The sequence below is a fragment of the Tumebacillus amylolyticus genome (genome assembly GCF_016722965.1).
Classification (GTDB): Bacteria; Bacillota; Bacilli; order Tumebacillales; family Tumebacillaceae; genus Tumebacillus; species Tumebacillus amylolyticus.
In genome coordinates this window covers 1,211,137-1,236,538 of the sequence record NZ_JAEQNB010000001.1, presented here as the reverse complement: position 1 = coordinate 1,236,538, position 25,402 = coordinate 1,211,137, and the positions used below count along the sequence as shown (strand labels likewise).

28 protein-coding genes and 1 riboswitch are annotated in these 25,402 nt (G+C 57.1%); of the genes, 2 read left to right on the top strand and 26 right to left on the bottom strand.

What is annotated here, in order from left to right; all coding sequences use genetic code 11:
* Positions 1-50: 50 nt before the first annotated feature.
* From bioB to JJB07_RS05695, 10 genes are all read right to left on the bottom strand, one after another.
* Positions 51-1,049, bottom strand: coding sequence for a biotin synthase BioB (gene bioB, locus JJB07_RS05740; RefSeq protein ID WP_430727216.1), 999 nt, complete (start codon positions 1,047-1,049; stop codon positions 51-53).
* Positions 1,050-1,106: 57 nt separating this feature from the next.
* Positions 1,107-1,811, bottom strand: a complete 705-nt coding sequence (gene bioD, locus JJB07_RS05735; protein ID WP_201632057.1) for a dethiobiotin synthase — start codon at positions 1,809-1,811, stop codon at positions 1,107-1,109.
* A gap of 13 nt (positions 1,812-1,824) precedes the next feature.
* Complete coding sequence (gene bioF, locus JJB07_RS05730; RefSeq protein ID WP_201632055.1) at positions 1,825-2,997, bottom strand: 8-amino-7-oxononanoate synthase; 1,173 nt, start codon at positions 2,995-2,997, stop codon at positions 1,825-1,827.
* The gene (bioA, locus tag JJB07_RS05725; RefSeq protein WP_201632053.1) at positions 2,987-4,381 is read right to left on the bottom strand and encodes an adenosylmethionine--8-amino-7-oxononanoate transaminase; all 1,395 of its coding nucleotides are present in this window, start codon (positions 4,379-4,381) and stop codon (positions 2,987-2,989) included. Before bioA ends, bioF begins: the two co-directional genes overlap by 11 nt.
* Complete coding sequence (locus JJB07_RS05720; protein WP_201632051.1) at positions 4,378-5,163, bottom strand: 6-carboxyhexanoate--CoA ligase; 786 nt, start codon at positions 5,161-5,163, stop codon at positions 4,378-4,380. Before JJB07_RS05720 ends, bioA begins: the two co-directional genes overlap by 4 nt.
* Positions 5,164-5,296: 133 nt before the next feature.
* Complete coding sequence (locus JJB07_RS05715) at positions 5,297-5,902, bottom strand: MgtC/SapB family protein (RefSeq protein WP_347338318.1); 606 nt, start codon at positions 5,900-5,902, stop codon at positions 5,297-5,299.
* Positions 5,903-6,071: 169 nt separating this feature from the next.
* Positions 6,072-6,335 carry a helix-turn-helix domain-containing protein gene (locus JJB07_RS05710; RefSeq protein WP_201632050.1) on the bottom strand — a complete coding sequence of 88 codons (264 nt, stop codon included), beginning with the start codon at positions 6,333-6,335 and terminating at the stop codon, positions 6,072-6,074.
* A complete protein-coding gene (locus JJB07_RS05705) occupies positions 6,332-6,934 on the bottom strand; it encodes a sigma factor-like helix-turn-helix DNA-binding protein (RefSeq protein WP_201632048.1) in 603 nt (200 codons plus the stop codon). The genes JJB07_RS05710 and JJB07_RS05705 overlap by 4 nt, the downstream gene beginning before the upstream one ends.
* A gap of 262 nt (positions 6,935-7,196) precedes the next feature.
* Positions 7,197-7,670 carry a ferritin-like domain-containing protein gene (locus JJB07_RS05700; RefSeq protein WP_201632047.1) on the bottom strand — a complete coding sequence of 158 codons (474 nt, stop codon included), beginning with the start codon at positions 7,668-7,670 and terminating at the stop codon, positions 7,197-7,199.
* Between the two features lie 81 nt (positions 7,671-7,751).
* A complete protein-coding gene (locus tag JJB07_RS05695; RefSeq protein ID WP_201632044.1) occupies positions 7,752-8,552 on the bottom strand; it encodes a Cof-type HAD-IIB family hydrolase in 801 nt (266 codons plus the stop codon).
* 236 nt (positions 8,553-8,788) lie between these two features.
* Here JJB07_RS05695 and JJB07_RS05690 point away from each other — a divergent pair, with 236 nt between their 5' ends.
* A complete protein-coding gene (locus tag JJB07_RS05690) occupies positions 8,789-9,346 on the top strand; it encodes an RsfA family transcriptional regulator (protein WP_201632042.1) in 558 nt (185 codons plus the stop codon).
* 51 nt (positions 9,347-9,397) lie between these two features.
* Here the strand turns inward: JJB07_RS05690 and JJB07_RS05685 are convergent, their stop codons facing one another.
* The 11 genes from JJB07_RS05685 to JJB07_RS05635 form a co-directional block, all read right to left on the bottom strand.
* On the bottom strand, positions 9,398-10,912 hold the full coding sequence (locus JJB07_RS05685) for an S-layer homology domain-containing protein (RefSeq protein ID WP_201632041.1): 1,515 nt from the start codon (positions 10,910-10,912) through the stop codon (positions 9,398-9,400).
* The gene (locus JJB07_RS05680; protein ID WP_201632039.1) at positions 10,896-11,618 is read right to left on the bottom strand and encodes an ECF transporter S component; all 723 of its coding nucleotides are present in this window, start codon (positions 11,616-11,618) and stop codon (positions 10,896-10,898) included. Before JJB07_RS05680 ends, JJB07_RS05685 begins: the two co-directional genes overlap by 17 nt.
* Complete coding sequence (locus JJB07_RS05675) at positions 11,615-13,372, bottom strand: ABC transporter ATP-binding protein (RefSeq protein WP_201632037.1); 1,758 nt, start codon at positions 13,370-13,372, stop codon at positions 11,615-11,617. The genes JJB07_RS05680 and JJB07_RS05675 overlap by 4 nt, the downstream gene beginning before the upstream one ends.
* Positions 13,359-14,276, bottom strand: coding sequence for an energy-coupling factor transporter transmembrane component T (locus JJB07_RS05670; RefSeq protein WP_201632036.1), 918 nt, complete (start codon positions 14,274-14,276; stop codon positions 13,359-13,361). The genes JJB07_RS05675 and JJB07_RS05670 overlap by 14 nt, the downstream gene beginning before the upstream one ends.
* Positions 14,273-15,556 carry a DUF4430 domain-containing protein gene (locus JJB07_RS05665; RefSeq protein WP_201632034.1) on the bottom strand — a complete coding sequence of 428 codons (1,284 nt, stop codon included), beginning with the start codon at positions 15,554-15,556 and terminating at the stop codon, positions 14,273-14,275. The genes JJB07_RS05670 and JJB07_RS05665 overlap by 4 nt, the downstream gene beginning before the upstream one ends.
* Positions 15,557-15,646: 90 nt before the next feature.
* Positions 15,647-16,957, bottom strand: coding sequence for an S-layer homology domain-containing protein (locus JJB07_RS05660; protein WP_201632033.1), 1,311 nt, complete (start codon positions 16,955-16,957; stop codon positions 15,647-15,649).
* A 110-nt stretch (positions 16,958-17,067) separates the two neighbouring features.
* Positions 17,068-17,259, bottom strand: a riboswitch (cobalamin riboswitch).
* Between the two features lie 60 nt (positions 17,260-17,319).
* The gene (locus JJB07_RS05655) at positions 17,320-17,688 is read right to left on the bottom strand and encodes a hypothetical protein (RefSeq protein WP_201632031.1); all 369 of its coding nucleotides are present in this window, start codon (positions 17,686-17,688) and stop codon (positions 17,320-17,322) included.
* Positions 17,689-17,725: 37 nt separating this feature from the next.
* Positions 17,726-18,484 (bottom strand): enoyl-[acyl-carrier-protein] reductase FabL, encoded by a 759-nt coding sequence (gene fabL / locus JJB07_RS05650; RefSeq protein WP_201632029.1) that lies wholly within the window; start codon positions 18,482-18,484, stop codon positions 17,726-17,728.
* A gap of 167 nt (positions 18,485-18,651) precedes the next feature.
* Positions 18,652-19,212 (bottom strand): hypothetical protein, encoded by a 561-nt coding sequence (locus JJB07_RS05645; protein WP_201632027.1) that lies wholly within the window; start codon positions 19,210-19,212, stop codon positions 18,652-18,654.
* A 127-nt stretch (positions 19,213-19,339) separates the two neighbouring features.
* A complete protein-coding gene (locus JJB07_RS05640; RefSeq protein ID WP_201632024.1) occupies positions 19,340-19,798 on the bottom strand; it encodes a hypothetical protein in 459 nt (152 codons plus the stop codon).
* A gap of 54 nt (positions 19,799-19,852) precedes the next feature.
* The gene (locus JJB07_RS05635) at positions 19,853-20,371 is read right to left on the bottom strand and encodes a DUF402 domain-containing protein (protein WP_201632021.1); all 519 of its coding nucleotides are present in this window, start codon (positions 20,369-20,371) and stop codon (positions 19,853-19,855) included.
* A gap of 97 nt (positions 20,372-20,468) precedes the next feature.
* Between JJB07_RS05635 and JJB07_RS05630 the strand changes: the two genes are divergently transcribed.
* On the top strand, positions 20,469-21,296 hold the full coding sequence (locus JJB07_RS05630; protein ID WP_201632018.1) for a metallophosphoesterase: 828 nt from the start codon (positions 20,469-20,471) through the stop codon (positions 21,294-21,296).
* A 55-nt stretch (positions 21,297-21,351) separates the two neighbouring features.
* On the opposite strand, the gene JJB07_RS05625 is transcribed toward JJB07_RS05630, so the two are convergent.
* The 5 genes from JJB07_RS05625 to JJB07_RS05605 all read right to left on the bottom strand — a co-directional run bounded on the left by JJB07_RS05625 (position 21,352) and on the right by JJB07_RS05605 (position 25,390).
* The gene (locus JJB07_RS05625; RefSeq protein WP_201632016.1) at positions 21,352-22,785 is read right to left on the bottom strand and encodes an NAD-dependent succinate-semialdehyde dehydrogenase; all 1,434 of its coding nucleotides are present in this window, start codon (positions 22,783-22,785) and stop codon (positions 21,352-21,354) included.
* Positions 22,786-22,814: 29 nt separating this feature from the next.
* Positions 22,815-23,246 (bottom strand): hypothetical protein, encoded by a 432-nt coding sequence (locus JJB07_RS05620; RefSeq protein ID WP_201632013.1) that lies wholly within the window; start codon positions 23,244-23,246, stop codon positions 22,815-22,817.
* Positions 23,247-23,324: 78 nt separating this feature from the next.
* Positions 23,325-24,023: a DUF4247 domain-containing protein gene (locus JJB07_RS05615; RefSeq protein WP_201632010.1), complete on the bottom strand. Its 699-nt coding sequence runs from the start codon at positions 24,021-24,023 to the stop codon at positions 23,325-23,327.
* 6 nt (positions 24,024-24,029) lie between these two features.
* Positions 24,030-24,764, bottom strand: a complete 735-nt coding sequence (locus JJB07_RS05610) for a YidC/Oxa1 family membrane protein insertase (protein WP_201632007.1) — start codon at positions 24,762-24,764, stop codon at positions 24,030-24,032.
* A 41-nt stretch (positions 24,765-24,805) separates the two neighbouring features.
* Entirely contained in the window at positions 24,806-25,390 is a 585-nt protein-coding gene (locus JJB07_RS05605; RefSeq protein WP_201632004.1) for a DUF4247 domain-containing protein, read from the bottom strand.
* Positions 25,391-25,402: the final 12 nt, after the last annotated feature.

The window sequence follows — 25,402 nt, the reverse complement described above, 5'->3', positions numbered from 1 at the left end:
ACGCTCCTTTAAGCCTAGACGAAACGGACGGAGGATGCAAGTGAACTTTTTTACAACGCGCACTCCTCGATTTCAAAGCCGAGGTCTTGGATCATGCCCCAGTCGGAGGTCGGTTCTTGTCCTTGGGTGGTCAAGTAGTCCCCGACGAAAATCGAGTTCGCCGCATAGAGACCCATCGCTTGCAGGGAGCGCAAGTTGATTTCGCGGCCGCCGGAGAGTCGGATTTCCTTGGTCGGGTTGACGAAGCGGAACATCGCGACCGCTTTCAGGCAATGGCGCGGGTTGAGGTGTTGCGTGCCTTGCAGCGGCGTGCCGTCGATTGAGTTCAAAAAGTTGACCGGGATGGAGTCGACGTCGAGCGCTTTGACGGAGAACGCCACGTTGACGAGCTCTTGGGAAGACTCGCCCATGCCCATGATGACGCCCGAGCACGGGGACATGCCGGAGTCTTTGACTTTTTGCACGGTGTCGACACGGTCATCATATGTGTGTGTCGAGCAGATGTTGTCGTAGTTCGACTTGTCGGTGTTCAGGTTGTGGTTGTAGCGATGGACGCCCGCTTCGGCGAGTTTGCCGGCGTGCGTTTCGCTCAGGAAGCCGAGGCATGCGCAGATTTTAAGCGACGTGGTCTCGCGAATTTCTTTGATCGCTTCGATGACGCCGTCGAGTTCGTTTTCGGACGGGCGACGGCCGGATGCGACGATGCAGTAGGTGCCTGCTTTGCGGTTGATCGCTTCTTGGGCACCGGCGAGGATCGAGTCTTTGTTGAGCATCGCGTATTTTTCAACCGGCGTGTCGGCGACGATCGATTGCGAGCAGTAGCCGCAGTCTTCCGGGCAGAGGCCGGACTTGGCGTTGATGATCATGTTCAGTTTGACTTTGTTGCCGTAGTAGTGCTTGCGAATCTCGTAGGCGGAGTGCAAGATGTCGAGCAGGTCTTCATCCGGTGCTTCGAGGAGGGCGAGAGCTTCCTCCTTGGTCAGTTCGTGGCCTTGCAGCACTTGCTTTGCGAGTTCGCGGTAGTTGAGTTGGGTGGTGGTGGTCATGATTTTTTTGACTCCTCTCAAAGGTACGATTGTCTATATGAAGATGATGAAACACGGGGGTCAGTCGCCGCCGAACAAGAAGCGTGCGAGTCGGTCGATGTCGACGGTGCGTTCGACCGTTTCACGAATGAGGTCGTCGGAGGGCGTGTCACCAAGCCAAGGGACGTGCCCGAGGATGGGGATGCCGGCGTATTCTTCGATGTAATCTGCGTTGAAAGGCTCGCTCATCTCGGCGTCAGGTCGTCCGCCGCCGGAGAGAATCGCGCCGACAACGCGCAGCCCGTTTTGTTCGGCAAAACGGACGGTGAGCACGGTGTGGTTGACGGTGCCAAGTCCGGCGCGGACGATGAGCAGTACGGGATGGTTCAGCTCGCGAGCGAGGTCGACGACACGGGTATCTGCTGTGAGCGGAACGGCGAGACCGCCCGCGCCTTCGATGAGCAGGTGGTCGTGAAAGTTGCGAACTTCCTCGTACTTGGCGAGCAGATCTCGTCTGTAGAGTTCGACGCCTGCGCGTTCCGCTGCGAGACGCGGGGCGAGCGGTTCTGCAAACGACCAGCCGCAGAGGAGGTCCGGGGAGTCGGGCAGGTCACCGAGAGTTTTCAAACGCATCGCATCTCCTGCGGGGTCGTGGGCGAGTTCACCCGATTGCATCGGTTTCCAGCATCCGATATCGAGACCTCGTTGACGCAGAGCATAGGCGATTCCGCCGGTGACGAGCGTTTTTCCGACTCCCGTGTCGGTGGCGGTGATAAAAAGGGACATGTTGGTGCCTCCCTTACGAGTGTGGATTTTGTGCGGTTCGTGCTTTGGAAAGAGCATCTACGATGCGCTCGACATCTGCATCTGTGTGCGAGGCGGTAAGCGTCAGACGGATGCGCGATGTACCTTCGGGCACGGTCGGCGGGCGAATCGCAGGAGCGTATATGCCTTGGGCTTCCAGTTCGCGGGCGAATTCGACAGCTTCGTCTGCCGCTCCGATGACCACGCCGAGAATCGGGGTGTCGCTTGGCAGAACGTTGAATCCCGCAAGAAGCAGTTCCTTTCGCAAACGAGCGGCACGCTGGAGCAAGTGCTTCCTGCGATCAGGCTCGTTTTGCACAATCTGCAACGCCGCGAGCACGGCCCCGATGACGGCCGGGCTCTGGGCTGTGGAAAAAACGAACGGTCGGGCGCGGTTGATCAGATAGTCGATCATCTCTTTCGAACCTGCTATGTATCCACCCTCCGCCCCCAACGCCTTGGACAACGTGCCCATCTGGACAGCCACGCGATCCTGAATCCCGAAGTGGTCTGCCGTGCCGGCCCCTTTTTCTCCCAAAACGCCGGTCGCATGCGCGTCGTCCACCATGACATCTGCGCCATAGCGCTCCGCCAACTCGCAAATCCCCGGCAGAGGCGCAATGTCGCCATCCATCGAGAACACGCCGTCCGTCACGATGAGGATACGGCGATGCTCCCCCGCTCTGGCGGCGGCGAGCTTTTTTTCTAAGTCTGCGAGGTCGCAGTGTTCGTAGATTTGCACGTCGGCACGCGAGAGTCGGGTGCCGTCGATGAGGCTGGCGTGGTTGAGTCGGTCGCTGAGGATCAGGTCTCCCACTCCGACGAGCGTGGTCAGGGCGGCGAGGTTCGCCATGTAGCCCGTGTTGAAAAGAAGTGCGGCCTCCGTGCCTTTGAACGCCGCCAGCTCGCGTTCCAAGTGTTCGTGCAGCGCGGTGTTCCCCGTGGTCAACCTCGACCCGCCGGAGCCTGTGCCGAACCTGCGAATCGCTTCCATCGCCGTCTCTTTGCAAATCGGGTCGTCTGCGAGCCCCAGATAATTGTTGGACGCACACATCAACATCTCGCGCCCTTCCACCACGACGACCCGCGACGAAGCACTCTCCATCCTCCGCAAGCGCCGGTACAACCCCGCCTCGCGAATTTCCTCCAACTCCTCCTTAAAGTCCATAAGGCAACTTCTCCGACCGCACCTTCACACCGCGCTCCGTGATATCGACGATCGCTTCATATAAAATATCGAGCATCTCATCCAACTCCTCGACCGTCGAAGAGAGCGGCGGCATGAACACCACGACATTGCCGAGCGGCCGTATGATCATCCCGAGTTCACAAGATCGACGCGAGACGACCAGCCCGATTTTTTCCTGCCATTCGTACTCTGCTTTGGTCTCGCGGTCCTTCACCAACTCGATCCCGATCATGAACCCGCGCTGGCGAATGTCCCCGACATGCTTCAATTCCAGAAATTGCTCCAACCGATGTGCCACATGCTCCGACTTGCGCTCCACATCGCGGACCAAGTCCCGCTTTTCAAAAAGCTCCAAGTTCGCAAGCGCCGCCGCACAGCCCAACTGGTTCCCCGCAAACGAATGCCCGTGGAAAAACGTCTTTTTGCTCTCATAACTTCCCAGAAACGCCTCGTACACGTCATCGGTCGTCACCGTCGCCGCAACCGGCAGATAACCGCCCGTCAACCCCTTGCCCATGCACATGATGTCGGGCGTCACACCGTCGTACTCGCAAGCGAACATCTTGCCTGTCCGTCCAAAGCCTGTCGCAACCTCGTCACAGATCATCAGCACTTCGTATTTCGTACACAGTTCCCGCAATCGTGCGAGGAAACCGGCGGGCATCGTGATGATGCCGGAAGCCCCTTGGACGATCGGTTCAATGAGGAAGCCTGCAATCTCGGAACCTTTTTCCTCTAATAACTGCTCCACCTGTTGCAAACAAGCAAACGCACAGGACGACAGCTCTTCTCCCAGCGGGCATCGGTAGCAGTACGGGTACTCCACGCGATGAGCTTGGAACAAAAGCTTCGAGTACGCCTTGTGGTAGAGGTCGATCGCTCCGACAGAGACGGCCCCGATGGTGTCTCCGTGGTAGGCGTTGTTCATCGTGACGAACGACTGCTTCTCCGGCTTGCCCTTGTGCTGCCAGTATTGAAACGCCATCTTGATCGCGATTTCCACCGAGGTGGCACCGGAGTCGGAGTAGAACACTTTTTCCAAACCATTCGGAGTCAGTTTCGCAATCTGCTCGGCGACCAAGATCGCCGGAACGTTCGCCATCCCGAGAATCGTGGAATGCGCGATCTTGCCAAGTTGCGCCACAATCGCCTCGTTGAGTTCCGGAACGTTGTGCCCGTGGACGTTCAACCAAATCGATGACACGCCGTCAAAAAATTCGCGACCCGTCACATCCCGCAGTTTCACGCCTTCACCCGATTCAATAATCACGGGGAGGTCTTCGTTGTACCCTTGCATCTGGGTGAACGAGTTCCACAAATGTTTGCGGCTCTTCTCCGCTAAAGCTTCGTACTCGTAGGTCATCTCTTGTTCTCCTCTCTTCGCAGCAACACCGGCGCTTGCAACGCCTCTTCATAGTCCTCCACAGACGAAATGCCTCTGACAAAAAACACCCTGCCCCCGAGCGGGCTCCCCCACTCTTTCAAAATGGGAATCCGCACATAGCCAAGCTCGGCCGACGCCACGTAGCCCGAGACATAACCGGGATCGTCCGACCAACACAGCTCGGCGACCGTGCCCGGCGTGTGCGTCACTTTCGTCGCGAGCGCCAACGCTTCGGCAATCCGCTCGCTGGCTATGCCAATTGAGCGCACGTCCTCATACCAAGCCTGCAACTCCTCAGGATGCCAGTCGATTTTCGCAACCCGCACGCCGCGCGCCGAGTCGCTTTCCAATCGCTGCCCCGTGTCGGCGTCCATGACGATGGCGCCTCGCATCGCACCGCCGTTCGGTGCCGGACCTTCCGCAATCGAGCATACCGCGAGTTCTGCCACTTCTCTTGAAATGCCCAGCTCGCCGAGAATCTCCACCGCGACGGCGTGACCCTGTTCAACCGACTCCGCCTCGCGTTTGGAAATCGGCAGAGCGGGCAAACTTCGCACCGCTTCGGCCGGCACGACCTCCACCGTCACGTTGACGAAGTCCGGCCGACCCAACTCGTGCGTCATCGCCCTTCGTACCAACGACTGCACCATGCTTTCGACCGCATCTACTGGCACCAAGCGCTCCCCGCCGGAAATGTGCGAACCGCCCTGCTCATGCGAACCGCCCGCAGCGGCGCGCATTCGAACGCTAAACCACTCCACGTCTCCCAAACCTCCGTTCGTTTGTCAACCAAACCAAATTTCAGGTTAACAATCTTCTACCAAAGTGTACCATGACTCTGCGCACAAAAAAAGAGTGCATCGCTTCATGCGATACACTCTTTTTTCTGAATGATTACTCTCCAAGCGAACTCTGCCGTTCGCGCTCTCGTTCTCGTGCGCGATCTCGACCTTCGTCCGCCACGTCTTCATCTCCCATGTGGTCGTTCCCGTCGTTGACTCCAGAATCTGCCGACCCCCACTTGCGGAACAGGCGCGGGAACAGATGGTGCGCATCGAGAATCACGAACACGAGCAGCGAAGACAACAGGCCGCTCAGATACATCCCGGCCCCGATCATCAAACCGATCGCCGCTGCGACCCACAGCCCGGCGGCGGTCGTTAAGCCCCGGACGAAGCCGCTTTTATCCTTTATGATCGTACCGGCACCGAGGAAGCCGACCCCGGCGACAACTTGTGCCGCCACGCGGCCTGGGTCCATGGTCGGGCCGATCGTCGGAAACCCAAATTCGGACGCCAACGCATACATGCACGAGCCGAGGCAGACCAGCGAATACGTCCGGAACCCGGCGCCCGTAGCGCTCCCCGTGTGAGAAGCTTTCAAATTCCGTTCGCGTTCCATGCCCATGATCGCACCTGCGATAAACGCGATGATCAATCGCACCGCGACGATGTCGATCACAGATAGTTCCTTCAAAAGGTCCTGCCAGATGGCCGTCACCCCGATCCCCTCCTTGCCTCTATGTTTACGAAATCTTTACACAACGCCAATATGAATGTCATCTATTATACAGCCCGCCCACAGGTCTTTCAATGACATACCCTAATCGTATTCACAACGAGCACAAAAAAGCGCCCCGACCTCACCCCCGGTCGAGACGCATCAGCTTTTACTTGGCCGGCGGGCGATTGTTTTTGGCCCACTCCCGCTCCACAAGTTCCATGAATCCATACGGCAACTCCTCTCGATAGGAACGGACCAAAACGATCAACCGCATCACAAGCTCTTGCTCCAAGTCATGCGCATCCTTCTCGTCCGCTTGACGCGTGTACTTTTTGATCAGCGGGCGGAAGCGTTCAATGATCGCTGCCAGCGCGTCCGAGTCCCCTCTCTTCGCGCGTAAAATCAACGAGCGCAACGTCTCTTCCATCATCGTCCCACCGACCTCTCTGCCGGTTCCTTTGCCAGTTTCTTGCGCAGCAGGGACAGGGAACTCAGTTTGAGTTTGTTGATCGCTTGCTGACTAACCCCCAGTTCCAACGAAGCCTCCGCCTCTGTACGTTGCTTGACGTACAAGAGATACAGCACCGTCTGTTGCTTTTGCGTCAACCCTTGAATCGCCTCATGCAAGGCGGGGTTGCCGGTCAGGTTCAGCAGTTCCTCCGAATCTTCGATGACGACTCCTTCGACCGATGTGTTCGGGTCTTCCAAGAGCTCGATGCGCTCATGGCCGCCCCCTCCCGCTTCCGTCGAGAGCGGCGTGTTCAAGATCAACGCTTCTTGCTTGGCCTTGGCACGGCTCTTGGTCAGGAGATGCAGCGCTTCATAATGAATGTGCTTGCGGACAAACCCGAGGAAGCGCATCTCAAAGTAGTGTTCGGCGAAACGCCTCTCCAACTCCAACCGGTCCGCTTCGTTGCGGGTCAAAATCACGTTGGTGAACAGCCTGCGGTTCTCTGCGGACTGCAAGAAGCGGTGCAACAACGGATTGCTGAAAAAAGGCACGACGGGCGACGACTGTGTTCTCGACATGGTGCTCCCTCCCTTTTTTCATTATGAATACGAAATTACTACTAGATGCGTTTCACTTATCACCCTCACAACCTGTCCGGAAAAATAGTTTCCGCACTTTTCCGACATTAAACGATAAAAACAGTGAAATAAGTGTCGGTATACATGTTTTGTTTTTATTTATATATACGCCCGTCCCTAGGTTCATTCCTGCTCGTCCTCGTGTTTCCATAAAAAAACACCGAACTTGAGAAAGTTCGGTGTTCTTTCTGACACTTGCAGTTTACGAATCGGCGCGCACATACGTAAATCGCTGGGCGTGTTCCATCTCGTCGGTCATGATCTCAAACAGGCGATCGCGAAGCCAAGGCAGTTTCGTATTGAGGTACATGGTGCGGTACATTTCCGCCGCTTCGAGCTCATCTTCAAACGAAGCCCGCACGCCTTCTGCATAGGTTGTCACCGTGGCGTGTTGCGGGTGCGGCACTTGCGGGGCATGCCCGGTCAGAGTTTGATAGATCGACGTAAACATTCGCTCATGCTTGATCTCATCGTTCAGGGCATGCTGGATCATCTTTTTCTGAAACGGGGTCGGTGCGAGGGCGTAGAGGGCTCGGTAGTTCAGTTGGGCTTGGCGCTCGTTGTAGATCGCCCGTGCCGTCATCTGCAAGAACTCTTGCTGGTTTTGAAACGCGGCAAAATGAGGTTGCGCAGCGTGCTGCGGTTGTGGCATTCGTGGCAAAAAGTACTCATACATAAAACAGTCGCCTCCTTTTTGCCCACAGGATATTCGCCTACATACACCCGTGACACAAAAAAACTGCGCTGACCGTATCGGTCAGAGCAGCTTTTCCAACACGAAGGCGATGCCGTCGTTGTCGTTGGTGTCGGTGATGTGGTTGGCGATGCTCTTCAAAATCGGGTTGGCGTTGCCCATCGCGACCCCGTACCCTGCAAACTCGATCATTTCGAGGTCGTTGTCTTCGTCGCCAAACGCGATGATGTGCTCGCGCTCGATGCCGAAGTGGTCGGCGATCACTTGCAATCCGGTCGCTTTGTTCACGCCCGCTTTGACGATCTCGATGACGTGCCACGGCGCGCCCCAGAGACGGTGCTCGACAACGTCTGCGTGAAATTGGCTGAGATGGTCCCGCAACTCTCGCAAATTGGCTTTCTGCGGGTAGATCAGCACCGACGTCGGGTGCTCGGTGAGCAAGCTCGGGATATGCCCGACACCCAGCGGCGAGTGGCCGTCGCCCATGAAGCGAATCAAGTTCTCGTCATGCTGTTTCAAATAGTAGTCGTCTTTGACTTCGACGATGACGTTCTCCGCTTGAAATTGCTCACAGACGTCCAAGATGGCAAATGCGGTCTCACGGTCCATCGGGAAGTGGTGCGATCCCCAGTTGGCATCATCGGCGTGATGCACCAACGCCCCGTTGAAATTGACCATCGGCGTGGTCAGCCCCAGTTCGCGGTAGTATTGCACGCTAGAGCGAAACGGTCGACCCGTTGCGATGCAGACATGGTGGCCGTCTTGAATCGCGCGTTGCACAGCCCGCTTGGTGCGGGGCGATATTTTTTTCTCCCGATTGAGAAGCGTTCCGTCCAGATCCAGCGCAATCAATTTTTTGCTCATGGCGTTTCTCCCCTTCCCTGAAGCGATGTATAAATTATCGGAATGATACCTTACTCCCACGTTTTCTGTCAAGATGTACAATCGAAAAACTTTTTCTCAGTTTTTCAAAAGAAAAGTGACAGAATGGCGGGACTCTCTCATATGAATGGAGTAGACACCTAAATTTCACGAATAGAAGTGTATCAATCTCCCAACTACGGGACATACAGGTAGTATACGATTTTGGAGGCGATATGATGGAAACAGTTGAACGTTGGACCACCCGCTCGGACGCTTGGACGGCGGATGATGACCGAAAGTTAGCAGAGATCGTTCTGCGTCATATACGCGAAGGCAGCACGCAACTCAATGCGTTCGTGGAGTCGGCCAACTTGCTGGGCCGTACACCTGCCGCTTGTGGGTACCGATGGAACGGTGTCGTTCGCAAGCACTACGAAGACGGCATCAAAGAAGCGAAAACCGCCAAAAAAGAACGCCTCTCCATCCGCCAACAGGCCAAACAGCGTCGGGTGTATGGCCCAGACTTGGATGACACGTCCCTCGACGGCATCATCCGGGCTCTCAAGAACCACGAACGCGAATACTTCAACCTGCAAGAAAAGTCCCGTCTCTTGGAGCAAAAAGTCTTGGAGATGGAAATTCAACTGCACCAACTCGCCGAAGAGAACCACTCGCTTCGCAACGGGAACTCCCCGCTGACCGAAGACTCCAAAACGCTGCTGGAGATTATGGATCGGGCGCGCAAGATTCTCGAACTCGAACAGCATCACGGTGCCGAACATGCAGCAGAATGAGAGAAAAAGAGAGTCCCTACCCATCGGGTAACGGACTCTCTTTTTTGTTTGTCACTGTGCTTTCAATTGTTCGTCATAGAGTCGGACAAACGAGTAGCCGACTTCAGCGCGTGTCGCCGGTGCGTTGACGTTGAAGTTCGGGTAGAGCAGGTGGTGCTCCTTGGCAACCGCCACGTAGCCGTCGTACCAATCGGTCTTCGGACGGCTCTGCGCTTCTTGCTCATAGTGAGAGCCGAGCATGCGCACGAGGATCGCCATGACTTCGGCACCTGTGATTTCGCCCAGCGGGTTGTAGGTGGTGTTCGACGTGCCGTAGACGAACTTGTGCTTGAGCGCGACGGCGATGTACGGGTTGGCCCAACCGTTGTCCACATCGGTGAATTGGGTCGTCGGTGCCCCCACTTCGTCGTCGAGATGGGCGCCGGAGACGAGAATTTTGGCAAACTGTTCGCGGGTGACCGGCTCTCCCGTGCCGTACGTTCCGTCGGTGTGCCCCGCCATGACGCCGAGGTTGGCGAGCTTCATGTTGTCCGCATAGTACGGGTGGGTGAACGGCAAGTCCGGGAATGCTTGAGTCCACGTGGAGGACTTCGCGACGTTCTCGTCATGGAGCTTCTGGAACACGGTTTTGCCGTTCAGGAGATCGGAGTACGCCATGAGCACGAACTGGGTGGAGATCGCGTTCGCATCTCCTCCCAACGTATAGGAGAAGCCGCCGTTTGCCGTGCGGAAGGAGTTCAGGAAATCGAACAGGTCGTGGCCCGATTTGCTGTAGCTTTTCGGGTCGATGCCATAGGCAACCAGCGCTTGCAAGACGGTCGTTGCAGAGTCCGGGTTGTCGGTGCCTTCGTTGGAGAAACCGCCGCTTGTGTTTTGGACGTTTTTCAGGAAGTTGAGCGCTTTTTGAACGGCGGGGTTGGAAGCATCAAGGCCGAGTGCTTTCATGGCGATCAGGGCAAATGCGGTGACGTCCGGGTTGGAATGGTCGCCCGCCGCCCAGTTGAAGCCGCCGTCGGCGTGTTGTTTGGAAAGCAGGTAGTCGCGTGCTTGGTCAGCGTTCGGGATTGAGACCCCCGCCGAGTAGAGCGCGATGATGCCGTAGATGTGCGCGTTCAGCAAGTCTTCGCCTTCGCCGTAGATCGTGTCTGCAAATTTGCCGTCTGCGCGTTGGGAGGAGAGGATGGCTTGGATGAAGTCTTTTTTCCCGAAGGCACGCGGGTTTTGGTTGGCGGAGAGCAGGCCGAGCAGGGTGCTTTCAAAATCGGTGGTCGCGTCGGAGAGGTTGACGTTGCGACGGACTTCCGACTCGCGGTAGATGACGCCGTTGGTGCCGTCGGCGTTGCTCCATTTCGGAGAAGTGACCGACTCGCCTGCATCGTAGAGGGCGACGGATGCCCAGCCGACGGTGTATTTGTAGGAACTTTTTTGCAGATTGTCGTGGAGGTAGTTGAGCGCGCTCGTGCGTTGATCGGCAAGGGACGGGTCGTTGCTCGCGGCGAGGGCCGGTTGAGAGAGCAAGGACAGGGCGAGCAGAGCGAGGGATGCGGTTTTAGTTGCTTTTTTCATGGGGCAACACCTCCAGAGTTGTGATGGTGAGTTTTTTGCGGAACCGCCAGAGAATCGGCAGGAAGCGGCGGGTCAGCAAGAGTGCGAAGATCACGTTCGCCGCGGCGTGCGAGATGTCGAAGAGCAGCGAGGTCGTGTTGGTGAGCAACCATGTTTCAAACGTCAGCGGGTAGACGGTGGAGAGCCACGTCCACAGGTTCATGATCCAGCCGAACAGGAAACCCCAGACCATCCCGAAGGCGGCGAGTTCGTAGGGCGTGACTTTTTCCCCACGCAAGCGACCGAACAGACCGGCGCTCGCTCCGGCGAGACCCCATGCGAGCATCTGCCACGGAGTCCAAGCGCCTTGCCCGAAATAGACATTGGAGGCCACGGCCGCCGTTGCGCCGACCATGAAGCCGGCTCGCGGTCCGAAGACATAACCTGCGAGGATGACGAGGTACGTCGTCGGTTTGAAGTTTGGAAACGGGGCGAAGATGATCCGCCCCACGATGGCGAATGCGGCGAGCGACGCGATGACGGCGATCTCCTTGGACGAGACGCGAGATCGCTCATAGCGCAGGTAGAACAGGCCGAGCCCCAGCAAGAGCAAGACCAGCGAAGCAACCGCCCAATTGAGGTCTTCGTCCGGCCAGAGCGTGTAGGCGAGGTAAATTCCGCCGAGGGCGACGAGGACGATGAGCCACGAGAGCACTCGACGGATCATGGGGAACCCTCTGTTTCTGCCGTCGGCAGTTTTTTCAATGCCTCTACGCCGTCGCGGATCGTGACGATGCGGTCGAGCACTCCGTGGAACACACGACTCGTTTGCGGGGAGTAAAAAAGCCCGCGAGTGAGCATGTCTTGCGGCGTGCCTTCCGCCACGAGAATGCCGTCATCCAGAAGCAAGACCCGCTCTCCATACTCCGCTGCAAATTCAATGTCGTGCGTGATGAGGACGACTGTGCCGCCCGCTTCTACATACGTGGTCAACCAGTCGCCCAAACGGTCCTTTTGCCCGGCATCCAAACCCCGTGTCGGTTCGTCGAGGAGCAGAGCTTGCGGCTGTTGCACCAAAACGGTCGCCAACGCCGCCCGTTGCCGCTCTCCCCCACTGAGATCTCGCGGGTTGCGATCCAGATGCGGCAAGAGTCCGAGACTCTCCACCACCTCGTGCAACACGCGCTCCGCTTCTTCATCTCCCACCGACAAGCCGATGAGTTTCCGTGAAAACTCGCACTCCTCGCGCAACGTCTCATGGAACAGATAGTCGCTTGGATTCTGAGACAGATACCCCAACTGCCCAGCCAACTCCGCCGGATCAAGCCCCCGCGTATCCACTCCGGCAAAAAGCACTTTGCCCTCCGTTGGACGGCTCAGTGCTGCAAAGAGGCGGAACAGCGTACTTTTTCCCGCACCGTTGGCTCCCAGCAAGGCGGTGAACTGCCCGCGACCGATCTTGACGCGCAAGCCTTTCAGGACTTCCTCGCCGTCGGGATACCCGAACCGCACGTCGCGGGCTTCGAGGAGCACATCGTCAGGGTCGAGGTTGGCCCCGAACATTTTTTTCATGACGTGGACGAGCTTTGAGGAGAGTCCTCGACGGGGAGTTCCGTTTTGGGCAGCGTTCACAGGGTCTTGGTCTTGCAGGAACGCGGCGTCTCGCCTCACGATCTGCCGTGCTTCTTTGACGGTCAACGGTCGCTCGGGACGGCCCGCCTCGACGAACAGTTTGGTGACGGGCACCAACAGTTCGGGACGCGAGAGGGCTGCGAAGTGCGCAAAGTCGGCCGGCGACCCGTCGTATTCGATGCGACCTTCGTACAGAGAAACCACGCGGTCGGCGAGATGCATGACGCGGTCGAGACGTTGTTCCACCAACACGACCGTTACACCCAACTCTTCGTTCAGCCGCTTGACCAAATCGAGAATCTCTTGCGCCGCGCCGGGATCGAGTTGCGAAGTCGGCTCATCGAGCAGGAGCACGTCCGGTTGAAGCGCCATGACGGAGGCGATGGCGACTTTTTGCTTCTCCCCGCCGGAGAGGTCGGCGGTGCGCTTGTGACGAATCGGCGCGAGGTCGAAGAAGTTCAACACCTCCGCCACGCGACGTCTCATTTCAGCCGGCGGCACTTCGGCGTTCTCCAACCCGAATGCCACTTCGCGCTCGACTTCGGTCATCACCAACTGCCGCTCAGGGTCTTGAAACACCATGCCGACGTGCGTTGCGATGCGGCGGTTGCCAAATTCGGAGAGCAACTTTTCCCGATAGCGGACTTCCCCGCCGACTCGTCCTCCGTAAAATTCGGGCACCAACCCGTTCAAGGCGCGCAAGAGCGTCGACTTGCCGCAACCGGACGGCCCCGCCAACAACACAAATTCGCCCTGACGCACCGACCCGTTGATGAGGTCGAGCGCCGGGCGTTCTGCGTCCGGGTAGTAGTAGGTGAAGTTCGTGAGTCGGAGTTCAGGAAGTGCCATTGGAAGTTCGTCTCCTTTTTTTCAGCAAAAGCGGCGGCAACGCCAGCAGGAGTGCCAGTGCGACCGCATGAAATACCGTCGGCCACGGTCCTTCGTCTGCCATGACCGTTTGGATGCGCGGGTAAAATTCGATCCACGTCCACGCTGTGAACCAAGACCAGACGACGAGCGCGATGGCGGCGAGGAACGTCAGCCAAATGATCAAATCGATGCGACTCCACCGTTCCCGCGAGTAGGAGGTGCGTTTGCCTTGCCCAAACCCGCGGGCTTCCATCGATTCGGCGACTTGCCACGAGCCTTCGAGGGACGAGATCAGCAGGACGTTCAGCAGCGGTCGGCGGGCGGCGAGGCGAGAGAGGAGGTTGCCTTCCTCAAACCGCACACCCCGCGTGCGCAGAACGTCTCCGATCTGGTGGGACTGCTCGGTGAGATACGGAATGAGACGGGTCGTCATCATCACGGTGACGGCGGAGCGTTTCGCGACTTTCGCCGACAAGCCGAGCGCCCGGTCTGCCGAAAGCCAGTTCAGCGCGAGGGCGAAGATCGCGAAGAACACCAGCATCCGAAGCCCCATGATCAACCCGTACGCAAGCGCTTCCCACGTGATGCGAATCTGTCCGAGGATCGCGACCGTCGGACCTTTGTAGAGCAGGGTGGCGCCGTTTTTGTTCAGCAGGGTGTTGATGGCGAGGATGAGCACCAAGATCGGGATCGAAAATTTCAGCGTGCGTCCAAACGTTCGCACACCGCCGTGAAGCGCGAGGGCGAATATCAAAACGAGCAACTCCGTGCCCAAATACAGCGGATGGTACGTCAGCACGGAGACCATCAGCATGAGAAACGGGTAAAAAAGCAACGTCGCGGCGTGACCGCGCAAGTTGTGACGATCTGCGCTTCGGCTCATTGCGCGACGGGGACGGCGAGGACGTTGCTCCCGTTGACGACGACGCCGACTTTGCCGCGCAGGTCGCCGGGTCTTGCAATCATGATGTCGAGGGCTTGCTCGAGACCCGCTTCCGTCGCTCCGATGACCAACCAAGTCGGAGTGGAACCGCCGCCTCCGTTGCTTCCCGTGGCGAGGATGGCTCCAAGGCCTGTTTGGTCGGTGTTTTTGCCTTGGTAGGTCAAAAGTTGAACGTTGTCACCGGAGAATTTCGCGTACAAGCCCGTGTGCGTCGGCGAGCCGAACAGCGTTTGCATCGTCGGCTGGTTGCCGAGTTCGCTCCATGTGCCGAGTACGATCACATTGGTTGACGGATGCGCGACACTGCCGTCCGCATACGCGGCTGTGGAGACGTTGCCTGCGCCAAAACCTCGCAGGGCGTTGGCGAGACGGTTCGCGTCAGATACATGATCTCCGCTGAAGTAGATCGTCGTGCCGGGTTGCGCTCCGTTGTAACCGGTCGTGAACGGATGCGGATAGGAGGCCACGACGCTCGGCGTGCTGGAACCGTCGCCCGACCAGTCGTGATAGTCCCACCAAATTGCGTCGCCCGGTTTCGGTTTGACTGCATCTGCTCCGACCGGCGAGACGCTGCCGTTGACATAGTAAAACCAATCGCGCTTCTTGCGGGTGAAAATCGACTTGCTCGTATAGCCCGACTTCGTGCCGTTGATGCCGTTGACAAACGAACCGCCGTACGCCGTCTCGATGTCGAGATGGTCGCGCATCGTATCGAGCAGACTCTGCTCCGTCGAGACGGCTACCGGTTCGTTGAAGACGGAGTTGTTGCCGAAGTACTCCGTGACGCTGAGTTCGAAGTTCCCGTTCGTCGCGCCGGTCGAGTTGTTGCTCGGCTGGCTGTTCGTGCCGGACGAATTGGACGTTGTCCCGTTCGAAGCGGAGTTCCCATTGCTGGAACCATTGGAACTCCCTGCTCCACTCGTGCCGCCATTGGAGCTCTTGCCATTGCCGCCGCTTCTTGCAGAGTTTGCCGTCGACGCAGACGGGTTTTTGCCCGACTCGGAAGACGCTTGCGTGTCCGAGGCGTTTTTCTCAGAAGGGGTGGCTTGTTGCTCTTGGGATTTTGGTTCCGCCTCCTGCTTCTTGTCATCGACGACGGGGGTCTGCACCTCTAGTTGGGGCAGAGCGTCCGGCTTCTGCGCGTCGGACGATGATTTGCCGCATGCAGTGCCGACCAGTGCAAGCGCAACGAAAAGCCCAAGACTCCTTGCGATCTTCATGATGGTTCACAACCTCCTCACATTCAAGAAAAAAGAGTGAGGCTCGTCTATCGAGCCTCCACTCTACACTTAGCTATACGTGCGGAATTCCTAGTTATTCGAAGTATGGATGGAGTCCAACACCAAAGCGACTTCGGCACGGTCCGCGTACGCCAGCGGCGAGAACAAGCCTTCGGAGTAGCCGTGCATGTAACCGGCCTTCACGACCGCTTCCACGTAGCCTTTCGCATAGTCGCCGATCTGTCCTTTGTCGAGGAACGTCAGCGTATCGGTGGTTTCCGGAGAGAGCCCTGCCAAGCGTGCCACGACGATTGCCAGCTCTTGGCGGGTGATCCCGTCGTTTGAACGGAACGTGCCTTCCGCGTCGCCGGAGAGGATGTTTTTGCGCACGACCGTTTGGATGAATTGGTTGTAGTGATCACGAGCTGCGACGTCGGAGAATTGCTTCTCGCCGCCGAAGTTGAGATCCCCGTTCGAAGCGCCGACCAGCGAGATCATTTTCGCGAGTTCGCCACGGGTTACGGCACGGCCCGGTTCGAAGTGCGAACTCCCGTCCCCGACGACGATGCCTGCTTGCGCTTGCTTCAGGATGCTCGGTGCCGCCCAGTCGTAGCCGTTGAGGTCGGTGAACTTCGCGTCTTTGTTGCCTACGAGCACGTTCACGTCGCCGGATCGGATGATCAGCGGGAGACCGGTCGCCGGGTCGATTTTGTCGAGGTTGAGGGTGAGCAGACCTGCGTCCGACGCTTTCACCGTCGCCACGCCGTCTTTGTCGGTGACAAAAATGGCTTCGTCACTGTTGACGGTGGCAAGCGATGCGCCTTCGACCGGCACGGTGGTCGTCGTTGCGTTCCAGTTCGCGTCGTACGTGGTCTTCTGCGCGGTGACTTTCACGGTGAAGTTGTCGCCCACGAACGGATGAGTCGAAGAGATTTCAAGTTTCGGGTACAGCGTTTGCGTGTAGTCGGAGAAGCCCCAGACCACTTCGTCGCCGTCATGCAGTTCCGCTTGGTCCGCCCCGACATCGACCGACTTGCCGTTCACCCAGAACAGCCAAGCGGTGTTGTTGTTGATGGTTTTCTCCCCGACGCCGTTGATTTTGTTCACGTAGGTGCCGAATTGGGAAGTGGTCGCCGTGTAATCGATGGAGTCCTTCGCCGCGATGTCCACCAGTGCGCCCAATACGGTCGGCTTGTCCATTTGGACCGTATCGCCCGCGGTGTTTTTGAACGACTCTGCACCGACGGCGAGGTATTCCGTTTTCATAAACCCGTTCGGGCCGACGACGCGGACTTTCACGTGCGCCTTGGTATCCGTGGCAGCCACTGCGCTGAGAGACGGGGCCATCAGGCCAGCGATCAACAGCGTGGAAGCGGCGATTTTGACGAAGTTGCGGTTCATTGGTTGTGCTCCTCTCTAGTTCCAAACAATAAAAAAACTCCCTAACCAATCGGTCGGGAGAACAGGTTCGTATGTACGCCTGAACCTTCCCTCCGAAGGTGCTACGAAAAAAAAGTGCCGTCCTTGAAGCAGGTCTCCTGGCTCACGGGTCCTCCGACCTCCGCCCCTTCTCATGCCGCTTGGCACAATGGGTACTTGCGGGATCGTCGCCGTTTACAGTAGCGGGGGCTGCAGCGGATTTGCACCGCTTTCCCTACACTTCATGGCACCATTCCTATGAAATTACAAAACTAGTGTACCATCCCACGAAAAAAAAGACCAGCACCGCGAGCGGCCTGGTCTCTTTTTCAAATGATGTTGACTTACTGCTCTTCGTATTTCTCAAAACGCATCGACGGAACGGCGCCCAGCGGAAGAAATGCGGAACGACCGTTGATCAGCGAATGGTCGATCAAAGAGTTGTACGAATAGACGAGGTCGAGAACTTTCTTGAAGTCGGCGTCGTCGTTGAAGTTGCCTTCGAGTTGCACGTCGAGAAGGCTCATTGCGTACTTGCGGTCTTCTTTCGCCTTGGCGAGAGCTCCTTGCAGACGCGGGATCATCTCTTCGTTTTTCATCGCTTCTTGCGCTTTCAACTCAACGGTAAATGCGCCGATTGCGAAGTTCGTGGCTGCAATCGCGGATTGGATGACCATAAACTCGTTGCTACGCAGAATTTGTTCGGTTGCCATTAGCAATCACCTCGCCTTTCATCTTACCTGATAATTCCTAGCCAATCAACGAATAGCCGCCGTCGACGACCAAGGTTTGGCCGACGATCATGCGAGACTGCTCGGAGCAGAGGAACAGCACGGAGTTCGCGAGGTCTTCCGGCGTAATCATGCGACCTGCCGGGGTGCGGTCGACCGCCGCTTGGATCATCTCTTCACGGTTCGGGAAGTGCGTGAGAGCGTCGGTGTCCACTGCTGCGCCCGAGACGGCGTTGACGATGATGTTCTTCGGAGCGAGTTCCACGCCGAGGTAGCGTACGATCGATTCGAGAGCCGCTTTGGAGGTGCCGACGTTGATGTAGTTTTTCAGCGCGAATTTAGAGCCGAGCGACGAGATCGCCACGATGGAGCCGCCGCCGCGTGCTTCCATCATCGGGACTGCTTTTTGCGCGAGGAAGAGCAGCGCTTTGGAATTGATGCTGAGCGTCCAGTCCCAGTGCTTTTCTTCGACTTCCATCGCCGGAAGTTGCACGCCGGACGCCGCGTTCGAGATGAGGATGTCGAGGCCGCCCATCACTTCTTGGATTTCGTCAAAGATCAATTGGTGCTTGTCGAGGTCGCCGACGTTCGCTTTGATGATATGGCAGCGACGGCCGAGAGATTCGATCATCGCTTTGGTTTCTTCCGCCGGTTTGCGGTTGCGGAAAAAGTTGATGACGACGTCTGCGCCCTCTTCCGCCAGTTTCAATGCAATCGAACGGCCAATGCCGCGGGAGCCTCCGGTGACGAGTGCGATCTTGCCGGTAAGTGAAGACATGTGATGTATACCTCCAAGGAATTAAGATCAGGTATTAGGAGTTCTATGTACGAGGTGATTATATCATTCCCCTGATCGGAAGTACATTTTCCGTTCGTAAAAAAAGCCAACCTCCGCGCCACGGGGGTTGGCTTATTTCTCTCGCTGTCGGAGGTTGAGTCAGGAGCTTAGTTCTTCCCTTGCGCCTTGGTCAGTTCCGCTTTAAGCGTTGCGTCGATGGTTTGCATGAGTTTCAGCGCGTCTTGGTTCTGTGCTTGGATTTTGGCTGCGACTTCCTTGATTTTGGCGGAATCGGACGCAAGGACCGCATCGTGCAGTTGTTTGTGCAGGTCTTTGCCGGTCGTGCGCAGTTCTTTGAGTTTGGCGAGGTCGGCTTCGGTGGTTTTCAGATCGGATTTGATCTGCTTTTTCAGCGCTTTGTCGGTGGTGTTTTTCTCAAGGTCTTGAAGTTGTTGGTGCGATTCTTTGATCGACTTGCGGGTTTCCCACATTTGTTTCTTGGTCTCTTTCATCGATTTGAAATCGACGCCCGCGTCTTTGATCGCTTGCTTTTGCTGGTCGGTCAACTTGACTTTCTGATGCTCCCCTTTGTGGTGGTGCTCAGCGCTCGGAGCCGGAGTGGTGGTGGTTGCCGGGTCGTCCGTCGCGGCGAATGCTGCTGCGCCGCCTCCAAGTGCCAATGCTGCGGCAAGGGTAGTACCTACGAGAAGTTTTTGAAAGTTTTTCATATCGTTGTGTCCACCTTTCAACAAGTTGTGATTGACCTCTTGACTTCATGGTACCCATCAGATGTGGAATAAATATGGAAAAGTTATAGAAAAAAACAGCCCCGCCATCGCGGAGCTGTTTCTGTGCTTAAAACGGTTTGGTCTCCCCTGCCACCATCTCGCAATACGGGGTCTCGCCCTTCAAATTGCGCGCAACGTTGTCCAATTGCTCGCCGTCGCGAAATACGGCGAGGGTGTGCCCGTTGCGGACTTGTTCGCAAGCTTGGGAGATCGCGGATTCCGGGATGCCGTACGAGCGCAGACGATCTTCGACCGTCACCATCGTGCGCTGGTGGTTGGTGCCCGGCAACGCGTTGAGTTGCGGTGCTTCGATCTCGCCTTGAACCGGCGTGGAGTCTGACACGATGTTCTGGATGAACGGCGTGACGCCCGGGTAGAACCCTTCGATGCCGTCCCCGTTTTGGTCGCCCTTGTTCTGCAGGTAGAGGACCGTGAAGTCATTCATTCCTGCACGATACAAGTTCTGAACGGAATCGTGAGCTTGTTGATAGCTCGGAAATGCCGCCAATACAATCGGTTTTGACATGTATGGTCACCTCTCTCACACGAGTACCTCTAGTATCTGTGAGAAGGTGGTTTGCTATTCCCCGTTCGCCTCGTGCCACAACCTCGTCCATCTCTCCCGCGCCTCGGGGTCGAACGGCCCCTCTTGCGCTTCAAACAACGCCACCAACTCCGCCGTCGCTTCTGCGATTTTGAGCAAGATGTCGGACGGATACTTCATCGCGTGGGCATGCTCTGTCAGTTCCTCTTCATCGACCACTTCGTACACGCCGTCGACGTTGACGATCAAATCGACGTCATAGTCGATGAATTTGTACAGGTTGCGCTCTTCCTCATACTCGATCGGGCTTGCGATGTTGCAATAGTAGCCTGTGCCTTCCTCGCGACAGAGGATCGCGACGTTGTACCATTTCTCCGGATGTACCCAATAGATGACGGGAAACGGGCTCGACCACTCCCCGCCGTCCGATTCCACAACCGCCGTGTTCGGTTCGATCCACATCACCCCTCGCTCGCCCGGCAGTTCGTAGAGCTTGACCCAACGACGGTGCTCACGACCGTCGTGCTTGTACGCTTGCATCCAAACTTCTCTCATCCTGACTCCCAACTCCTCCAAGATTTCTCCCTATCTTTCCCCCAAGAGAGCTGATAGACTTAACCCTTGCAACCAAAACGAAGGAAGGTGAATCTCGATGTTGATCATTCTGACTGTGCTCCTGCTTGTCGCCGTCGTCGTTGCCGCCCTGATCGGGTATGCGCACTGGAACACGTTCCGTCCGGTGGTCCGCCACGTCGAGACGACCCTGGACGAGCAACTCGGCGACAAATCGGAACTGCGCATCGTCCAACTGTCCGATCTGCACATGGAACGCCAATCGATCAAACCGGAGCGCATGGCGAAGATCATCGCCGATGCCAACGCCGACTTGATCGTGATGACCGGCGATTATCTCGACAACTACGACAACCTCGATAAATTCATGCTGTACCTCGACGAGATCAAAAAAATCGAGCCGGAGCACGGCATCTGGCTCGTCTGGGGCAACCACGACCACTACCTCGGGGAGCGCATCGACGACTTGGCGGAGGAGATCTCCGCCAAAGGCATTCGCGTGCTCGCCAACGAGTGGGGCTCCATCGAGTTTGGAGCACAGCGTCTCAATATTATCGGAATCGACGACTTCTGCCTCGGCAAGTCGGACATCCCGCGCTCCTTCCACGGTGTCGAGGACGGGTGGAACCTCGTTCTCTCGCACGACCCGAACGTCGTGCTCCACTTGGAAGAGCACCACAAAGTCGACCTGCTTCTGTCCGGCCACTTGCACGGCGGTCAGTTCAAAGTCCCGGGCGCTTTTAAATTGTTCCCGATGGGCGAACTCCCGAAACAGAATGTGATCTCGGGCATGCACATCGTCAATGGCAAAAACGTCTACATCTCGGACGGCATGGGCCAAGCGGCCTTCAATGTTCGCTTGGGCACTCGTCCGGAGATTACCGTACACACTCTGCGCGCGGCGTAGGGTGTTTTTTTATGTAAAAGAAGCACGCGGAGAAAGTGTCCGCGTGCTTTTTTTCTTAGAAGCCGGTGGAGATGTACTTCACTTCGAGGAACGGCTCCATGCCGTAGTGACCGCCTTCGCGACCGAGACCGGATTGCTTCATCCCGCCAAACGGTGCTTGCACGGCGTTGGCCGGCATCGGGTCGTTGACGCCGACGATGCCGTATTCGAGGCCTTCGCTCATGCGGATCGAACGGCCGAGATCGTTGGTGTAGACATAGGCGGCGAGGCCGTAGTCGGAATTGTTGGCACGCGCCAGAACTTCTTGCTCCGTTTCGAAGGTGAAGACCGGAGCAACCGGGCCGAAGGTTTCTTCGGTCGCGATGCGCATCTCTTCGGTGACGCCGGACAGCAGGGTCGGTTCGAAGAAGTAACCTTGCTCGCCGTGACGCTTGCCGCCGGTGACGACGGTTGCGCCTTTGGAAACTGCATCTTCGACGTGCAGAGTTGCTTTGTCGAGCGCTTGTTGGTCGATCAGCGGACCCATGGTGGTTTCTTTTTCAAGGCCGTGGCCGAGTTTGAATTGCTTCTGAACTTCCTCGGCTGCCGCTTTCACGAACTCTTCGGCGATGTTTTTGTGAACGTAGACGCGGTTGGTGCAGATGCAAGTTTGACCTGCGTTGCGGTATTTGGAGTTGATCAGGCCGAATACCGCTTTTTTGATATCCGCATCGTCGAACACGATGAACGGTGCATGGCCGCCCAGTTCCAGGGAGACGCGCTTGACGGTGTCTGCCGCGTTGCGGGCAATCAGCTTGCCGACTTCGGTCGAGCCGGTGAAGGTGACTTTGCGCACGCGCTTGTCGGTGGTGAGCATCGTGCCGACTTCAGCCGGTTTCGACGTCGTGATCAAGTTGATGACGCCCGCCGGGAAGCCTGCTTGTTCCGCGAGTTCGATCAGGCGAACGGCGGTCAGCGGCGTTTGCTCCGCCGGTTTGAGCACGATGGTGCAACCTGCCGCCAGAGCCGGGGCAACTTTGCGGGTAATCATGCCCGCCGGGAAGTTCCACGGAGTAATCGCCGAGACCACGCCGACCGGTTGTTTGAGCACGGTGATGCGCTTGGTCGGTTCGAGGTGCGGGATGGTTTCGCCGTGAACGCGTTTCGCTTCTTCGGCGTACCATTGCACGAAGCCGGCTGCGTTGATCAATTCACCCTTGGCTTCCATGAGCGGTTTGCCCATTTCGCCGGTGAGGATCGCTGCCAGTTCGTTGCGTTGCTCCATGATCAAGTTGTACCACTTGTAGAGCATCTGCGAGCGTTTGTGCGCCGGAGTTGCCGCCCAAGCCGGGAATGCTTTGTGTGCTGCGTCGATCGCCGCGTCTGCGTGCGAAACGTCTGCGTCTGCCGCGTAACCGACTACTTGGCCTGTCGCCGGGTCCGTTACTTCAAAAGTGGAATCGGTCGCGATCCACTCACCGTTTATGTAAAGCTTGCTGGTCGTCGTCATGGTAAAAAAAGCCCTCCCTTTGATTTCCCTCAGTTGTGTTGAAGAATGAACGCGTGATATCCCTGTTGCCACCAATTCTTGAGTATGACGAAACGGGCACGGTCCTCCTCTGTACTGTTACACTTCTCGAATGAATCCGCTTTCTCCTCCACGATTTGCAGACAATCCGCAGAAGGTTGTAAAAAGTCGAGAAAATGCTCGGCACAGTGGGATAGAACGAATCTCTCGCCGTCAAACACCAGCTCACGACCCCGTTCGTAGTCAAAAACGCCGCCGGCCACGCAGAACGGGCTGTCTTCCTCGGCGAGCAGGGAATTTTCTTTGAGCTGGGGCAAGAGTTTGGGGTGGAGAGCTTGGATGTTTTTCTTCCACGTTTCGCTCGCGGCGTCGTCCAGCGCGAGGTATTCGGCGCCGAATGTGATCGGGTCGAGTGAAGTGATCGGCAGAACGGTGTATTTCATCGCGAATTTGCCCCCTTTAGTATGTTCGTCTCTCGCAAAAAAGCGCAGCACTCCCGCGACGAGAGGCTGCGTTTTTCGTTATTTCTTCTTGGTGATGACTTTCCCCGTGCCGGAAGAGGACTTCGGCGGTGTTACGCTGCTCTTGGACGAGGAGGACGACCCGGACTTCGAAGAAGAGGACGACCCCGACGAAGAGCTTGACCCCGACTTCGAGGAAGACGAAGAGCTGCCCGACGAGGAACCGTAATTATACGACGAACTCTTGTGCGGGTACGACTTGCCCGGATACTTCGAAGAATACTTGTATTCCCCGTACCCATGATAGGACGGATACGACTTCGAACCCCAGTTGCTGCCGAACATGTTCCCGATCAACATCCCGGTCAGGAACGGCGACAGGTAGTTCGGGTCATAATGCTGTTGCACGTATTGCTTGGAGTCCACTTCAATCAGCGTGTCGGATTGCTTCTCACCGTCTTGCTGGACGTGGACGATGTCGTTGTTGTAGACGAGGAACATGTCATCGTCATCCGATTTCGACATTTCATCCGGCTTTTGTTGATCGGCGATCTTCTGCGCGACATCCGGCACACTCTGGCCCGTTGCGCGATAGACTTTCTGCATGTTGGAACCGGAGCCGTCCGCGCTCTCCAGGCTGTATTTGTTCTTGATGTAATCTTGCGCGTTCATGCTGGCACTGGTACTGCTGCTGCCACCGCCGCACCCAGCCAAAACGACTGAGCAAGCGAGCAGGAGGGCCATTGCTTTGGACATCATTTTCACTTACACTTCCCCCGTTTCTACTCTCCTCAATTCTCCCATGCCGCCTACAGGTTTGGCAAGACCTGTATGTAAACGAAACTTATGGACAGCATAATCCGTGCGTAAAAACTTGCGTTCCACGATCCCCCACAGCGACGACGTGGCCATGTACAGCCCGATGGCAACCGGTGCTTTCCAGAGGAAGAACACCATCATCGGAAACACCATGAGGATCGGCAAAAACTTCGACATCTGCCCCACTTGCCCCATCTCATCAGGCGCCACGATCGGAACCAAAGCCCCGACCGCGCTCAACCCGCCTACGAGAAACGGCAAGATGTGCGAAGCGTCCGCTTGGTTCAACGCATGCGACCACGGCAGCAGCACAGTGGTGATGTCGCTTCCAAAATGATAGAAAACCGCATAGACCGCGGCAAAGATCGGCATCTGCACCACCATCGTCCCAAGCATCGAGAACGGATTGAACTTGTGCTCGGACGTGAGTTGCATGGCCGCTTCCTTGAGCTTGTCAGGGTCGTCCTTGTGCTTCTGCTTCACTTCGCGGTACGCTTTGGAAAAAGCTCGGTTGCGGTACCCGAACCGCGCTTGTCGAACGGTCAACGGGAACAGGCACACCCGGACGATCAGAGTCAGCAAGATCACAGCCAAGCCCCAATCGTGTACCAGATTCTCGATTCCGCTCAACACCGGCCGCAACAAATCTGCGAGAAATAAAATAGGTCCCCAGTTGCTCATCTCCACATGTCCCTACTTTCCTTGATGCCGTTGATCTGCAATCAGCGCTTGCGAATCACTCGGCCCTTGCCGCTGCTGCTCTTCGGCGGTTTCACAGACGGGGTCGTGCGGGACGGCGTCGTGCTTGGCGGCGTGTAAGTGCCTCCTCCCGTTCCCCCGCGGTAGTAGCGGTCATAACCGACTCCCGTGTACCCGCCGCGTGGATAACTGCGCCATCCGCTGCCGAAGATGTTGCTCAAGAGCGACGCCGCGAGAAACCCGTTGAGGAAGCTCGGGTCGTAGTTCTGGCGGACGAATTGCTTTGTGTCCACTTCCACGAGCGTGTCTTCCGTTTTCTGCGGGTCTTGCTGGACGTGGATGAGATAGTTCGGGTAGACGAGGAACATCCGCTCCTTGCTTTCTGCCGACATCTCGTCCGGTTTCTGCTCAGCCGCGATCTTTTTCGCGACGTCGGGCACGGCCTGACCTGGTGCCCGGTAGACTTTTTGCTGCGTGTCGCCGGAGCCTTTGACGTCCTCCAGCGAGTATTGGTCCTTGATGAACTGGGCTGAATTCTCCATTCCACAGCCGACTAGAAAAACGGTGAGTGCCAAAGTGAGTGCGATCGTTTTCGTCAGCTTCGACATGCGCAAAAACCC

What these genes read in the sequence shown, in the direction of transcription:
- bioD (WP_201632057.1), bottom strand. Translation starts at nt 1,811, where the DNA reads ATGTCCCTTTTTATCACCGCCACCGACACGGGAGTCGGAAAAACGCTC.
- bioF (WP_201632055.1), bottom strand. Translation starts at nt 2,997, where the DNA reads ATGGACTTTAAGGAGGAGTTGGAGGAAATTCGCGAGGCGGGGTTGTAC.
- bioA (WP_201632053.1), bottom strand. Translation starts at nt 4,381, where the DNA reads ATGACCTACGAGTACGAAGCTTTAGCGGAGAAGAGCCGCAAACATTTG.
- JJB07_RS05710 (WP_201632050.1), bottom strand. Translation starts at nt 6,335, where the DNA reads ATGATGGAAGAGACGTTGCGCTCGTTGATTTTACGCGCGAAGAGAGGG.
- JJB07_RS05705 (WP_201632048.1), bottom strand. Translation starts at nt 6,934, where the DNA reads ATGTCGAGAACACAGTCGTCGCCCGTCGTGCCTTTTTTCAGCAATCCG.
- JJB07_RS05700 (WP_201632047.1), bottom strand. Translation starts at nt 7,670, where the DNA reads ATGTATGAGTACTTTTTGCCACGAATGCCACAACCGCAGCACGCTGCG.
- JJB07_RS05695 (WP_201632044.1), bottom strand. Translation starts at nt 8,552, where the DNA reads ATGAGCAAAAAATTGATTGCGCTGGATCTGGACGGAACGCTTCTCAAT.
- JJB07_RS05690 (WP_201632042.1), top strand. Translation starts at nt 8,789, where the DNA reads ATGGAAACAGTTGAACGTTGGACCACCCGCTCGGACGCTTGGACGGCG.
- JJB07_RS05685 (WP_201632041.1), bottom strand. Translation starts at nt 10,912, where the DNA reads ATGAAAAAAGCAACTAAAACCGCATCCCTCGCTCTGCTCGCCCTGTCC.
- JJB07_RS05680 (WP_201632039.1), bottom strand. Translation starts at nt 11,618, where the DNA reads ATGATCCGTCGAGTGCTCTCGTGGCTCATCGTCCTCGTCGCCCTCGGC.
- JJB07_RS05675 (WP_201632037.1), bottom strand. Translation starts at nt 13,372, where the DNA reads ATGGCACTTCCTGAACTCCGACTCACGAACTTCACCTACTACTACCCG.
- JJB07_RS05670 (WP_201632036.1), bottom strand. Translation starts at nt 14,276, where the DNA reads ATGAGCCGAAGCGCAGATCGTCACAACTTGCGCGGTCACGCCGCGACG.
- JJB07_RS05665 (WP_201632034.1), bottom strand. Translation starts at nt 15,556, where the DNA reads ATGAAGATCGCAAGGAGTCTTGGGCTTTTCGTTGCGCTTGCACTGGTC.
- JJB07_RS05660 (WP_201632033.1), bottom strand. Translation starts at nt 16,957, where the DNA reads ATGAACCGCAACTTCGTCAAAATCGCCGCTTCCACGCTGTTGATCGCT.
- JJB07_RS05655 (WP_201632031.1), bottom strand. Translation starts at nt 17,688, where the DNA reads ATGGCAACCGAACAAATTCTGCGTAGCAACGAGTTTATGGTCATCCAA.
- fabL (WP_201632029.1), bottom strand. Translation starts at nt 18,484, where the DNA reads ATGTCTTCACTTACCGGCAAGATCGCACTCGTCACCGGAGGCTCCCGC.
- JJB07_RS05645 (WP_201632027.1), bottom strand. Translation starts at nt 19,212, where the DNA reads ATGAAAAACTTTCAAAAACTTCTCGTAGGTACTACCCTTGCCGCAGCA.
- JJB07_RS05640 (WP_201632024.1), bottom strand. Translation starts at nt 19,798, where the DNA reads ATGTCAAAACCGATTGTATTGGCGGCATTTCCGAGCTATCAACAAGCT.
- JJB07_RS05635 (WP_201632021.1), bottom strand. Translation starts at nt 20,371, where the DNA reads ATGAGAGAAGTTTGGATGCAAGCGTACAAGCACGACGGTCGTGAGCAC.
- JJB07_RS05630 (WP_201632018.1), top strand. Translation starts at nt 20,469, where the DNA reads ATGTTGATCATTCTGACTGTGCTCCTGCTTGTCGCCGTCGTCGTTGCC.
- JJB07_RS05625 (WP_201632016.1), bottom strand. Translation starts at nt 22,785, where the DNA reads ATGACGACGACCAGCAAGCTTTACATAAACGGTGAGTGGATCGCGACC.
- JJB07_RS05620 (WP_201632013.1), bottom strand. Translation starts at nt 23,246, where the DNA reads ATGAAATACACCGTTCTGCCGATCACTTCACTCGACCCGATCACATTC.
- JJB07_RS05615 (WP_201632010.1), bottom strand. Translation starts at nt 24,023, where the DNA reads ATGATGTCCAAAGCAATGGCCCTCCTGCTCGCTTGCTCAGTCGTTTTG.
- JJB07_RS05610 (WP_201632007.1), bottom strand. Translation starts at nt 24,764, where the DNA reads ATGAGCAACTGGGGACCTATTTTATTTCTCGCAGATTTGTTGCGGCCG.
- JJB07_RS05605 (WP_201632004.1), bottom strand. Translation starts at nt 25,390, where the DNA reads ATGTCGAAGCTGACGAAAACGATCGCACTCACTTTGGCACTCACCGTT.